This is a genomic window from Achromobacter sp. GD03932 (assembly GCF_029839485.1).
Classification (GTDB): domain Bacteria; phylum Pseudomonadota; class Gammaproteobacteria; order Burkholderiales; family Burkholderiaceae_B; genus Achromobacter; species Achromobacter bronchisepticus_A.
Window position 1 is genome coordinate 135,523 of the sequence record NZ_JAOCAT010000014.1, and the last position, 12,766, is coordinate 148,288.

The following is a 12,766-nucleotide window of genomic DNA, read 5'->3' on the forward strand; positions in this document are numbered from 1 at the left end:
TGTCAACAATTTACCCGCGCTGGCCGTCAGGCGCAAGCGCGGATGCGGCTTTTTCAGCCGGCGGCCTCAAGCGCCATCGCCTGTTCGGCCTGCAGGCGTTTCTGCACCCACGAGGCTTCGCGCCTGAGCATGGCGACGATGGCGGGGATGCGTTCGGGAGGCATGCGCGCATGGAAGGTCGACAGGCTGAACGCGGCGAAGGGCGTGCCGTCGCCGTCCAGGATGGGCACGGCCACCGTGCGCACGTCAATGCCGTGGATATCGCGCTGGGCGTAGCCCTGCCGGGCGAATTGCGCCAGTTCTTCGTAATAGCGTTCGTCTGGCGCCTGCTCGAACAGCGCGATGGTCCTGGCATTGGCGTCGAGGATCTCGCGCGCTTCAGCGGGCGGCAGCGCCGACAACAGCGCCAGACTGCTGCCGCCCACGCCCAGCGGGCGGCGCACGCCGACGTCCAGCACGAAGGCCTGGGACGGGTGGGTGCCTGAGCGCCGGTCCACGCAGACCATGTCCAGGCCGCTGCGCCGCGAGGCGAACACGGTGTCCTCGCTTTCGGCTGCCAGGCGGCTGACGGACGCCCGGAACAGATCGCTGGTGTCGTAGCGCGCCGCGGCGGTCAGGCCGAACTCGGCGATGACCTGCCCCAGGAAGTAGCGCTTGCTCTCCCGGTCCTGCGCGACCAGGCCTTCGTGCATCAGTCCGGCGAGTATCCGGTGCACCGTGGGCTGGGCCAGGGCGGTGGCTGTGGTGATGTCCGTCAGCCTGGCGCCGGCCCGATTGTGGTGGCTGACGATGCGAAGTATCAGGACCGCTCTTTCCAGGCTTTGCGCGCCAATCATAGGTTCTCCATATAGTGGAATATAAATAGGTATTTATCGGCTTAATTTTTTATTGACACTGCTTTTTTACGGGAATAGTCTGTGATTTCATTGATTTACCCGCTTTAATTAACTCCATAATATGGACTTTATTTGGAAAAGGCAATGAGCAATATGCACAGCACCCCCACTACCCCCGGCGCCCGTTTCCGTGCCGCCTTGCAAGAAGAATCTCCGCTGCAGATCGTCGGCGCGATCAATCCCTACACCGCGATGATGGCCAAGACGTTGGGGTATCGGGCGCTGTACCTGGCCGGCGCCGGGGTTGCCAATTACTCGCACGGGCTGCCGGACCTGGGCATCACCACCTTGAACGATGTGCTGGGCGATCTGCGTCGCGTGACCGACGCCTGCGACCTGCCCGTGCTGGTGGACGTGGATACGGGCTTTGGCGGCGCCTTCACGATTGCGCGGATGATGAAAGGGCTGATCAAGGACGGCGCGGCGGCGCTGCACATGGAAGATCAGGTGCAGCTCAAGCGCTGCGGCCACCGTCCGGGCAAGGAGATCGTCAGCAAGGAGGAAATGCTGGATCGGATCAAGGCGGCGGTGGATGCGCGGACCGATCCGTCGTTCTTCATCATCGCGCGCACCGACGCGCTGGCGATCGAAGGGTTGGACCGGGCCCTGGACCGCGCCGAAGCCTACATGGAGGCCGGGGCCGACATGATCTTCGCCGAAGCCTGCACCACGCTGGACGAGTACCGGGCTTTCGTCACCCGCCTGAACCGCCCGCATTCGGTGTTGGCCAACATCACCGAATTCTCCAAGACGCCGAACTTCACGACGGATCAATTGGCGGACGTGGGCGTATCGGCCGCCCTGTATCCGCTGTCCGCGGCGCGCGCGATGAACGCCGCTGCCTTGAAGGTCTATGAAGCGATCCGCCATGAGGGCACGCAGAAAGACACGTTGGGCATCATGCAGACGCGCGAAGACCTCTACAAGTTCCTGGACTACCACTCCTACGAAGCGCGCATCGACGCGCTGTTCTCGAAAGCAAAATAAGACGGGCGTCCGACCCGTCCCTGGAGGAGACAGAAAATGATCACAGCAATGCTCAGGCGGTTCGGCCTGGCCGCGCTGCTGGGGGCGGCGGTCGGCGCGCCAGCGGTTGCCGCCGAGCCCGCCTATCCCGCCGGCCCGATCCGGCTGGTGGTCCCGTTCGCCACGGGCGGGGGTACCGACGTCGTGTCGCGGGTGCTGGCCAAGGAGTTGACGGGTTCGCTGGGCAAGACCGTGTTCGTCGACAACAAGCCGGGCGCGAACGGCACCATCGGCACCATGTCCGCGCTGCAGGCCGCGCCAGACGGCTACACGCTGCTGCTGGCCATCGAGGCCACGGTCGCCATCAATCCCGGCCTGTACAAGTACGTCAAGTACCGGCCGGGCGACTTCGAGGCGATCTCGCTGGTGTCCAAGCAGCCTTACCTGATCGTGGCCAATCCTGCGCTCAAGGCCGGTTCGCTCGCCGAGCTGGTCGCGCAGGCCAAGGCCGAGCCCGGCAAGCTGAACTACGCCACCGGCGCCAGCGCCGCCTTCCTGGCGGGCGAGCTGTTCAAGTCCACGGCCGGCGTCGACATCGGCAACGTGCCCTACAAGGGCTCGGGCGAAGCGATCACCGACGTGCTGGGCGGCCGTGTGGAGCTGATGGTGGCCAGTCCCGTCTCCGTCATGCCCCAGATCAAGAGCGGCAAGCTCAAGGTGCTGGCGGTCACCAGCGCGCATCGCTACGCGTTGTTGCCGGACGTGCCCACCGTGGCCGAACAGGGATACCCGGGGTTCGACGCCGAGGGCTGGTACGGCCTGGTCGCGCCCAAGGGGACGCCGGCGCACATCGTCGCGATGCTGAACGCCAAGATCGCGGCGGCGATGCAGTCGCCGGAACTGCAAGCCCAGTTCCAGACCGCCGGGGTCGAACCCGCGCAAAGCGGCGCTGCCGAGTTCGCCGACTACATGCAGTCCGAGTCGGCGCGCTGGGCGGGCGTGATCAAACAGGCGGGCATAGAACCGCAATGAGGCGCCGGGGCTCAGGCGCAAGCACATTCAACCTACGAATCAAGGAGACCACCGTGCCGCACGCATGGATCGAATACAGCGCGAACATTCAGCAGGAACCCGAAGTGCAGGCCTTGAAGCAGACCCTGCGCGACGCGATCGTGGAAGCGGGCATCTTTCCGCTGGCGGGCGTGCGCATCCGCGCCGCCGCCATCAACGACTATCTAGTGGCTGACGACGACCCCGAGAACGCCTTCGTGCACGTGGTGCTGCGCGTGGGAGCGGGGCGCGACGAAGCCACCCGCAAGAAGGCGGCCGACGGCATCTTTGCCCGCATCACCGCGGCGCTGGCGCGCCTGAGCGCCGCCGGCCCGCTGGCCATTGCCTTCGAAGTGCAGGAAATGGACGAGCTGCTGAACTACAAGGCCAACAACCTGCACGACTACCTGAAACGCCGCGCCGCCGCGTGACGGTCTGTTCCAACCTTACTTTCATCCTATGACTATGCAATTCGTTTCCTATCTGCGCGATGGGCAGGCCGGTTTCGGCCTCATGTCCGGCAATGGCCAGGGCATCATTGAACTGGGCGCCCGGCTGGCCGAGGCCGATTGCGCGACGCTGCGGCAAGCCATCGAAACCGATCGCCTCGACGCGCTGGCTGAAAAATACGGCGCGCGCGCGGCCGACCTGGACGCCGCCGCCGTGACGCTGCTGTCTCCGGTACCTCAGCCCGACAAGATTCTCTGCGTGGGCGTCAACTACGGCGAACGCAACGCCGAGTACAAGGACAACTCCGACGCGCCCAAGTACCCCAGCCTGTTCCTGCGCACGCCGGGCACGGTCGTGGGTCACCGGGTTCCGCTGGTCAAGCCGGCGGTGTCCGAACAGTTCGACTACGAAGGCGAGATCGTCCTGGTCATCGGCAAGGAGGGACGTCACATTCCCGAAGCCAGGGCGCTGGAGCACGTGGCCGGCCTGAGCATCGCCAACGAAGGTTCGGTGCGCGACTGGCTGCGCCACGGCAAGTTCAACGTGACGCAGGGCAAGAACTTCGAGCGCAGCGGCAGCATCGGCCCCTGGATGACGCGGGTCGGTTCGCCCCAGGACCTGCAAGGGCTGACCGTCAGCACCCGCGTCAACGGCGAACTGCGCCAGCAGGACACGACGGACAACATGATGTTCCCGTTCGCGCGCCTGATCCACTACATCTCCACGTTTGCGCGGCTCCTGCCCGGCGACCTGATCCTGACGGGCACGCCGACCGGCGCCGGCGCCCGCTTCGATCCGCCGCGTTATCTCAAGGCAGGCGACGTGGTCCGGGTGGAGGTGTCTGGCGTCGGGGCGCTGGAGAACGAAGTGGTGGACGAGGCCGCGCCCGCCGCGGCGCGCTGAGCATCCAGCACGCCCGGCGGCCGCGCTGCCGGGCGTCTAGCGCTTGTGATGCACCTCTTGCAAGCCGTAGACCTGCACGGGCATGCCGACCTGCCGCGCCTTCAACTGCAGCGACAGGTACTGCGAGTAGTGCCGCGACTGGTGCAGGTTGCCGCCATGGAACCAGAGCGCCTCCTGCTGCGTGGGCTTCCACATGTTGCGCTGCTCGCCCTCCCAGGGGCCGGGGTCCTTGGTGGTGTCCGAGCCCAGGCCCCAGCACTTGCCAACCTTGTCGGCGACTTCGCGGTTGATCAGGTCGGCGGCCCAGCCGTTCATCGAGCCGTAGCCGGTGGCGTAGACCACCAGATCCGCGGGTAGCGTGACGCCGGACTTCAGCACCACGGCGTCGCGCGTTAGGTGGCTGACGTCGGTGCGCGACTGCAGCTTGACGCTGCCGTCGATGATCAGGTCGCAAGCGCCGACGTCGATGTAGTAGCCGGAGCCGCGCCGCAGGTACTTCATGAACAGGCCCGAACCGTCATCGCCCCAATCCAACATGAAGCCGGCTTCTTCCAGCTTGGCGTAGAACCCGGCGTCGCGTTCGCGCATCTGGTCATAGAGCGGGATCTGGAACTGCGCCATGATCTTGTAGGGCAGCGAGGCGAACGTCAGGTCGGCCTTGCGCGTGGTCATGCCGTTGGCCAGCGCCTGCTCGGAATACAGGCCGCCCAGGCCGATGTCCATCAGCGTGTCGGAACGCACGATATGGGTGGACGAGCGTTGCACCATGGTGACGTTGGCCCCGCCTTCCCATAGCGCCGCGCAGATGTCGTGCGCGGAGTTGTTGGCGCCGATGACGACCACGTTCTTGCCGCGGTAGGCGTCGGGGCCGGGGTGTTGCGAGGAGTGCTGCTGTTCGCCCTGGAATTCATCCTGGCCGGGGAAGCTGGGTACATTGGGCTTGCCGGACATGCCGGTGGCCAGCACCAGCTGCTTGGGCCGCAGCACCACGGGCTTGCCCTCGCGCAGTACCGTGACCTCCCATTCCTGTTTCTGCTCGTCGTAGCGCGCCGACTGGCAGACGGTGGAGGTCCAGTAGTTCAGTTCCATGATCTTTGTGTACATCTCCAGCCAGTCGCCGATCTTGTCCTTGGGCGCGAAGACGGGCCAGTTCTCGGGAAAGGGGATGTAGGGCAGGTGGTCGTACCAGACCGGGTCGTGCAGGCACAGGGACTTGTAGCGCTTCCGCCAGCTGTCGCCGGCGCGTGCGTTCTTTTCGATGATGATGGTCGGCACGTCCAGTTGGCGCAGGCGCGCGCCCAGCGCGATGCCGCCCTGGCCGCCGCCGATGATGAGCACGTAGGGCTGGGTCTGGTAGCCGAGTTCGGCGGCTTCCTGCTCGCGCTTTTCCAGCCAGGTCTGGCGAGTGCGGCTGCTGCCGTGCTCGGCGCCCTTGGGGCGGCGCAGGCCGCTGGGTTCCTCATGCCCCTTGAGTTCGGACATGGTGGTCAGCAGGGTCCAGATCTTGCCGTCCTGGACGCGGATGTGACCGTAGCCGCGGGCCCGGTTGGTCTCGATCTCGATCCAGCCTTGCAGCAGGCCGGCGTCTTCCGATACGGCTTCCTTGGGATCCAGGCTGAAGCGCACCGGCTCCACTTGCGGCAACTGGTGTTGCAGCATGTCGCGGATCTGGCCATGGCCTTCGAGCGTGCGGATGTTCCAGGTGAACAGCACCAGGTCGCGCCAGTAGCAGTCGTCCTGGAACAGCGCCGCGACGCCATCGATGTCCTTGTTGCCCAGCGCCGTGTTCAGGCGCGCGAGCACGGCGTCCAGGGCGGCGCCGGCTTGATCGGTCTGCATGTCTAGTCTCCTTGCCCGTGGCGGGCGATCGTTGTCGTGGCGGACCGGGGCATGGTCCGCTGGCGGCCCCGGCCTGTGCCGGCCGGTGGGCGTCGATAACGATCAAGCAATCGGCATGCCAGCCCCGGCGCACAGGAGGACGGGGGCGGGATGCCGTGGCGTCGCGCCACACCTGTGGCGCCCGGGTGTGGCACCCAGCTGTGGCGCCCGGCCGTGGGCCTCAGGAGCGCGAGGCCAGGCCGTGGCGCCGCATCTGGCGATGCACGGTGGAGCGGTCCACGCCCAGGCGCCGCGCGGCTTCGGAGACGTTGCCGCCGCAACTGGCCAGCATGGCGCGCAAGGCCGCCTCCGCGGGACTGGCGGCGGCTGCCGCGGGCGCCAGCGCGTCGGGAAGGTCGGCGGGTTCGATCACGCCGTTTTCGCACAGCGCGGCGGCGACCGCGATGACGTTGGCGAGTTCGCGGATGTTGCCGGGCCAGGCATGCGCCTTCAACGCCATCAGCGCGGCAGGCGCCAGTACCGGGGCGCCGGACTCGTCCTGGTGGCGCGCCAGCAGGCGGGAGATGAGCCATTCCAGGTCGGCGCGCTCGCGCAGCGGCGGCACCGTCAGGGTGGCGGCATTGATGCGGTAATAGAGGTCTTCGCGGAAGCGTCCCTCGCGCACCAGCGCGGCCAGGTCACGGTGCGAGGCCGACACCAGGCACAGGCGCACGGCGCGCGGAGCGTTCGCGCCGATGGGCGTGACCTCGGATTCGGCCAGCACGCGCAACAGGCGGCTTTGCAGCGCCAGCGGCATGTCGCCGATCTCGTCCAGGAACAGCGTGCCGCCGTCGGATTCCTCGATCAGGCCCTTGCGGCCCTTGGCCGCCGCGCCGGTGTAGGCGCCGGGCAGGTAGCCGAACAGCTCGCTTTCGATCAGCGATTCGGGAATTGCTGCGCAATTCACGGCGACGAAGCGCCCGGCGCGCTGGCTGCCGTCGTGGATGGCGCGGGCCAGGTATTCCTTGCCGACTCCGGTTTCCCCTTGCAGCAGTAGGGGCAGCCCCTGCCGGGCCAATTTGGCTGCGCGCGTCAGCAGGGCCGCCATGCGGGCGTCGCCGCCATCCAGGCCGCGCAGCGCGGACGGCGCGCCGCGCACCGCGACCGAGGCGCCGCGCGCGTGCCGGTTGGGTTCGATGGCGTGCGCGAACAGCGCGTTGCCGTCGCGGGCCGCGATAAGGCGTTGCTGCGGCGCATGGGCGCGGGTGTAGCGCGGCAGGTCATCGAGCTGCAGGTCGAAGAAACGGGTGACGGGCTGGCCGATCAGGCCGGCGGGATTGCGCCAGTCCAGGCCGGCGGCGCGCGCCAGCAGTTTGGCGCCGGTATGCGTCATGCCCAGGATGCGGCCGGAGCCGTCCAGCGAGATCGCGGCCTCCGGATCCACGTCCAGGAATTCCGGTGAACGCGCGAAGCGCAGCACCCATTCGTTGCTGGTGCGCGCCATCAGGTTGGCCATCTCGATGCGCCGCGTGGTGCTGGTGACCAGATGCAGCGCCAGGTTCTGGCTGGCTTTCAGAATGGGCGAACTCAGCAGCGAGATGTCCAGCACGGCCGCGAGTTCGCCGTCGGCGTTATAGATGGGCGCGGCGGTGCAGGACAGGGGGGTGTGGGTGTTGTCGAAGTGATCGGTCTGGTGGATGGTGAGGGCTTCGCCGCTTTCCAGGCAGGCGCCCACGGCGCAGGTGCCGGCGCGGCGCTCCGACCATTCCGACCCCAGATACAGCCCAGCCTTGCGCAGGCTGGCGGTCTGCTGCGCATCGCCCAGGAATTCCACGGTGACGCCCTGGCGGTCGGCCAGCAGCAGCACGTAGTTCTGGCCGGCGACCTGGCGGAAAAGATGGTCCAGGCCGGACCGTGCAATGGAAATCAGCGCTTCGGACTGCTGGCGGTGTTCGCGCAGCCGGCCATCCGGCACGATGTAGGCCTCGCAGGCCTGGGCGGGATCCAGCCGGTACTGGTCCAGGCAGCGCAGCCAGCTGCTGACCACGTGCGCGTCGCGCTGGGTGGGGCGGCCCTGGCCGACTTGTTCGATCTCGCGGATATGGGCGGAGTGCAGGGATTCCTGACTAGGCATGTCGTCTCCATGTTGCGCCCGATCTGCGCCGGATCAACGGGCAGCATGCACAGAGGACGACATGCCTGTAAATGCTGGTTATCCAGCATCGGGACGTATGGGGACGCTACAGGTCGACCTTGACCTTGCCGGCCTGCACCAGCCCCGCCACGTCGCGGATTTCCGCCAGCAGCGCCTGTTGCAGCTGCGCGGGCGTGCCGCCGGTGGGCTGGAAGCCCTGTTCGCCCAGCTTGGCGCGCACCGTCTCGGTCTGCAGCGCGCGGTTGATGCCCTGGTTCAGCGCCGCAATGGCGGTTTCCGGCGTGCCGGCCGCGCAATAGGTGCCGAACTGGATCTGCGCCGAGAAGCCGGGGTAGCCGCCTTCCGCCACCGTCGGGATGTCCGGGTACTTGGGCAGGCGTTCCGGGCTGGTCACGGCCAGCACGCGCAGGCGTCCGCCCTGCAGATACGGTTCCACCGCCGCCACGGTGGCGACCACCACCTGGATCTGTCCGCCCAGCAGGTCCGTCATCATCGGGCCCGTGCCGCGGTATGGCACGTGCAGCATGTCGATGCCGCAGGCGGCCTGCAGCAATTCGGTGGCCAGATGCTGCGGCGTGGCGTTGCCGGGGGAACCGAAGGTCAGTCCCTTGGGCTCGCGCTTGGCCTGGGCGACGAGTTCGCCCAGGGTCTTGGCCGGCAGGTCGGCGTTGACCGCCACCATATAAGGCGAACGGGCAATCGGGCAGACGGGCGCCAGTTGCTTGAGTACGTCCTCGGGCGGCTTGGCGTAGTAGCGCACCGAGGGCACCAGGCCGGCGAACAGCAGCACGCTGCCATCCTTGGCGCCGTTGGCGGTGTAGTCGGCGCCCAGCATGCCGCTGGCGCCGGGCTTGTTCTCAACTACCACCGGGCGGTCGAGCGCGCCTTCCAGCGTGGCGGCGATCACCCGGCCCAGCACGTCGGTGCCGCCGCCGGGCGGGAAGGGCACGATGACGCGCAAGGGGGCTTCGCGCGCGCTGGCGGCGCCGCCGAGCGCGGCGCCCAGCGGCGTGAGCGCCAGGGCCGCCATGTTCTTCAGGATGGTTCTGCGATTCATATTGTTTGTCTCCGTATCCACTCTACGCGGGCTAGGCCGCGCTTGGCGCGCCGGCAGCCGGCAGAAAAAACTCATGCAGCGCCGCCGCCACGATGGCGGGCTCTTCCACCGGCAGCATGTGCCGCTGGTCCGGCACCACCTGCGCCTGCGCATGGGGCAGCGCCTTGGCCAGTTCCCGCGTCATGCGCGGGGTCGAGCCGACGTCGAGCGCGCCCGTCAGCACGAGGGCGGGGCAGGCGATATCGGGTGCGGCCTGCGCCAGGATCGGGTCGCCCTGCGCGAACACGCGGTAGGCGGCCAGGAAGCTGGCGCGGTCGTTGTCCAGCAGGCGCTGGCCGATGCCGGCCACGCGCTCGGGACGCCGGGCCTGGAACGCGGGCGTGAACCAGCGCTGCAGCGAGACCTGGGCCGCGGCTGCGGGATCCTGCGTGGCCGCCGCTTCCAGCCGCGCCAGCACGGCACGCGTTTCGTCCGCGCTGCGGCGGAACACCGTGCTCAACAAGGCCAGGCGGGTGACGCGCCGCGGGCGGGCGGCGGCATAGGCGCCCGCGATCAGGCCGCCCATGGAATAGCCCAGCAGATTGGCGCTTTGCCAGCCGGCGCGGTCCAGTTCCGCGTCCAGCTGCGCAACGTAGTCCTGTACCGTCACCCCATCGGCGACGGCGGGGGCGCGGCCATGGCCCAGCATGTCGTAGCGCAGCACCTCGAAATGCGGTTCCAGTAGCGGCGCCAGATCGTCCCACAAGGTGTGGTCCAGGCCGACGCCATGCAGCAGCACCAGCGGCGCGCCGCGGCCCGAACGCCGAACATGCGCGCTCATTTGGCTTGCGCCTCGCGTTCCAGTTCCTGCAGGTCGGAGTAGCGGTTGCCGATCCGATGATGCGGACGGCCCGAGGTCGCCGCGCCCAGGGCGATCACGATTTCGTCCGGCGCGGGCGCGTCGTTGATGGTGGTCTGCACGGTCAGGTAGTGCGAGCGCAGGCCTTCGTCGAGCTTGTGCATCAGCGGCACGGTGATCACGCAGCCGGGGCCGCCGCGCATATTGGTGAAGCTCAGGTAGCTGGTGCCGCCGACCGCGCCGCGATAGGCATTGCCAAAGCGCAGCGTGTGGATCAGGGCCGAGGCGTGTTCGACTTCGCCGGCAGTGCCCACGACCGCCGCCTTGCCATAGGCTTCAACCTGGTCGGCCGAGCCGGCCTGGCGCAGGATTTCCGCGACCAGCAGCTCGCCCAGCGGCGGCGCGGCTTCCAGGATCTTGGGCCTCAGGTCTTCCTGGAACGGCAGGCCGGCCCAGGGATTGCGGATCACGGCCGCGGCGATGACCATCACCAGGGGGCGCTCGGCGGCGCGGCCGCCTTCGATCAGGGTTTTTTCCACATAGCTGACTACCTTGCGCACTTGCAAAGACATAACCGCTGCTCCAGTACCTGTAGGAATGAAAGACGCGGCCATTGTTGAAGGCGAAGCGGATTTTTGACAATCCAAATTAACTCAAGTTAATTTCGGAAAATCCGAATTTTCTGCAGCCTTCAAGCCATGTCCGCGCCCTTGAAAATCCAGCATCTGCGCCAGTTCCTGTTGGCGGCCGACCATGGCAGTTTCCGCCTGGCGGCCGAAGGCACGTTCCGCTCGCAGGCAGCCGTGTCGGCGGCCATGCAGGATCTGGAGCAGCAGCTGGGCGCGCCGCTGTTCGAACCCGGCAAGCGCGCGCAGCTCACGCCCCTGGGCATTGCCGTGGCCCCGCTGTTCCGCGAACTGCTGTCCACCCACGACCGGGTGCTGGACGCGGCGCGTCAATTCGGCCTGGGCAGCCAGGGACCGGTGTCGCTGGCGGTGATGCCGTCGCTGGCCGACGAGTGGCTGCCGCGCCTGCTGGAGCGCTACGCGCGCAGCCACCCCGCGATCCGCATCCGCGCCGTCGACGAGTCCTCGCAGGACGTGCACCGCCTGGTGCTGAGCGGCGAGGTCCAGGTAGGGGTGGCGGGACAAGTACCGCGCACCGCGGAAGTGGCGTTCGCGCCGGTGGCGCGCGACGCGTTCGGCCTGGTGTGCCGCAAGAGCCATCCGTTGGCGCGGCGGCGCGGCTCCGTGCCCTGGTCGGCGTTGGCGGACGAACGCCTGATAGGCAATGCCACCTTCGACACGCTGAAGAACCGGCAACTGGGCAGCGCCATCGAGGACCCGTTCATGGTGGTGTCGAACCGCGCGTCGTTGCTGGCCAGCGTGTTCAGCGGCCTGGGCGTGACCGTGCTGCCGGTGCTGGCGCGGCCGGCGGCCGCGACCGGCCTGGCCTTCGTGCCGCTGGCCGAACCCACGGTCGAGCGCATCGTCGGCGTGCTGACCCGCAAGGAAGAAACGCTGCTGCCGTCCGTGGCGGCCATGCATGCGCTGGCCCTGCGTTCCTTGGCCCAGTTCACGCGCCGCAAGGGCGCGATCCTGGTATAGCGGCCAGGCGTGCTGCGGCGCTAGACGCCGCAGGCGTAGATCATGAACTGGCGGAAGGCCTCGGCGGGCTTGGCCAGCCGCGCTTGCGGATGCCAGAGCAGCCCGGCCTCCATGGGCGGGACGGCGTCGGTAATGGGTACGGCCTCGATCTTGCGGCCTTCCAGCGACCACGGACGGTAGACCATGTCCGACAGCATCGTGACGCCGAAGCCATGCGCAACCAGCCCGCGCAGCGCCTCCATCGAACGAGTGCGGAACGCGATGTCAGGCTGCAGGCCATGGGCGCGCCAATAGGCCAGCGCGGAGCGCTCGCCTTCGTCCATTTCCAGCAGGATGTAGGGATAGCCGGCAATATCGGCCAGCGACGGCGCCGACGCCTGCGCCAGCGGATGGCCGGACGCGGTCCATAGCTGCCGCCGCGAGCGCACCAGCACCTGGTTTCCGAAGCGCTCGCGCCGTTCCACGTTGGACAGCAGCGCCACGCCCAGTTCGACCTCGCCGCTGGTCACCGCGGCTTCGATCTCGGGCCGGTCCAGGTCGACCAGGTCCAGCTCCACGTCGGGATAGCGCCGCCGGAAGCGCGCCAGCAGATCTGGCAGGAAGTAGCCCAGCACCGTGTAGGACGCGGCGATCCTCACTGCGCCGCGCAGCGCATAGCGCTGGAAGCCGGGCTCGCGCAGGGCGTCGTCCAGCGAATCGAGCACTTCACGTGCGCGCTGGTGGAAGTTATGCCCTTCGGGCGTCAGGGTGACGCCATGCGGATGGCGGTCGAACAGGCGCACGCCCAGTTGCGCCTCCAGCGCCAGCACGGCATTGGTGACCGCGGATTGGGAGACATGCTCGTCGGCGGCGGCCATGGAAAACCGGCCGGTCCGGGCGGCGGCCGCGAAGTAGCGCAGCTGACGCAGGGTGACGTCGTTAGCCATCTGTTTATCGCATACCTGATACATGAATATATGAATATACGATAACCAGCCAGGTTCCTACACTGCGGCAAAACACCAAGAACCGGAACGCAGGAGACAA

The 12,766-nt window shown here is 67.6% G+C and carries 12 protein-coding genes; 5 read left to right on the top strand and 7 right to left on the bottom strand.

Translation table 11 applies throughout. The features are described from left to right. Positions 1-53: 53 nt before the first annotated feature. Positions 54-836: an IclR family transcriptional regulator gene (locus N5C88_RS15210; protein ID WP_280015654.1), complete on the bottom strand. Its 783-nt coding sequence runs from the start codon at positions 834-836 to the stop codon at positions 54-56. Between the two features lie 153 nt (positions 837-989). Here N5C88_RS15210 and prpB point away from each other — a divergent pair, with 153 nt between their 5' ends. From prpB to N5C88_RS15230, 4 genes are read left to right on the top strand one after another with little or no spacing between them, the layout of a single operon-like run. Continuing rightward, complete coding sequence (gene prpB / locus N5C88_RS15215) at positions 990-1,883, top strand: methylisocitrate lyase (protein WP_280015672.1); 894 nt, start codon at positions 990-992, stop codon at positions 1,881-1,883. 36 nt (positions 1,884-1,919) lie between these two features. Continuing rightward, on the top strand, positions 1,920-2,894 hold the full coding sequence (locus tag N5C88_RS15220; protein WP_280015655.1) for a tripartite tricarboxylate transporter substrate binding protein: 975 nt from the start codon (positions 1,920-1,922) through the stop codon (positions 2,892-2,894). Positions 2,895-2,947: 53 nt separating this feature from the next. Continuing rightward, the gene (locus tag N5C88_RS15225; protein ID WP_280015656.1) at positions 2,948-3,343 is read left to right on the top strand and encodes a 5-carboxymethyl-2-hydroxymuconate isomerase; all 396 of its coding nucleotides are present in this window, start codon (positions 2,948-2,950) and stop codon (positions 3,341-3,343) included. A 34-nt stretch (positions 3,344-3,377) separates the two neighbouring features. Further along, positions 3,378-4,265 (top strand): fumarylacetoacetate hydrolase family protein, encoded by an 888-nt coding sequence (locus tag N5C88_RS15230; RefSeq protein ID WP_280015657.1) that lies wholly within the window; start codon positions 3,378-3,380, stop codon positions 4,263-4,265. A gap of 36 nt (positions 4,266-4,301) precedes the next feature. Here N5C88_RS15230 and N5C88_RS15235 read toward each other — a convergent pair whose 3' ends face one another. The 5 genes from N5C88_RS15235 to N5C88_RS15255 form a co-directional block, all read right to left on the bottom strand. After that, complete coding sequence (locus N5C88_RS15235; RefSeq protein WP_059371234.1) at positions 4,302-6,104, bottom strand: NAD(P)/FAD-dependent oxidoreductase; 1,803 nt, start codon at positions 6,102-6,104, stop codon at positions 4,302-4,304. 220 nt (positions 6,105-6,324) lie between these two features. Further along, on the bottom strand, positions 6,325-8,217 hold the full coding sequence (locus N5C88_RS15240; protein ID WP_280015658.1) for a sigma-54-dependent Fis family transcriptional regulator: 1,893 nt from the start codon (positions 8,215-8,217) through the stop codon (positions 6,325-6,327). 106 nt (positions 8,218-8,323) lie between these two features. Continuing rightward, complete coding sequence (locus tag N5C88_RS15245; RefSeq protein WP_280015659.1) at positions 8,324-9,295, bottom strand: tripartite tricarboxylate transporter substrate-binding protein; 972 nt, start codon at positions 9,293-9,295, stop codon at positions 8,324-8,326. A gap of 31 nt (positions 9,296-9,326) precedes the next feature. Next, positions 9,327-10,115, bottom strand: a complete 789-nt coding sequence (locus N5C88_RS15250; protein WP_280015661.1) for an alpha/beta fold hydrolase — start codon at positions 10,113-10,115, stop codon at positions 9,327-9,329. Beyond that, a complete protein-coding gene (locus tag N5C88_RS15255) occupies positions 10,112-10,705 on the bottom strand; it encodes an amino acid synthesis family protein (RefSeq protein WP_280015662.1) in 594 nt (197 codons plus the stop codon). Before N5C88_RS15255 ends, N5C88_RS15250 begins: the two co-directional genes overlap by 4 nt. 126 nt (positions 10,706-10,831) lie before the next feature. On the opposite strand from N5C88_RS15255, the gene N5C88_RS15260 reads away from it, so the two are divergent. Further along, positions 10,832-11,740, top strand: coding sequence for a LysR substrate-binding domain-containing protein (locus tag N5C88_RS15260; protein WP_280015663.1), 909 nt, complete (start codon positions 10,832-10,834; stop codon positions 11,738-11,740). Positions 11,741-11,760: 20 nt separating this feature from the next. Here N5C88_RS15260 and N5C88_RS15265 read toward each other — a convergent pair whose 3' ends face one another. Further along, complete coding sequence (locus N5C88_RS15265) at positions 11,761-12,666, bottom strand: LysR substrate-binding domain-containing protein (RefSeq protein ID WP_280015664.1); 906 nt, start codon at positions 12,664-12,666, stop codon at positions 11,761-11,763. Positions 12,667-12,766 lie beyond the last annotated feature (100 nt).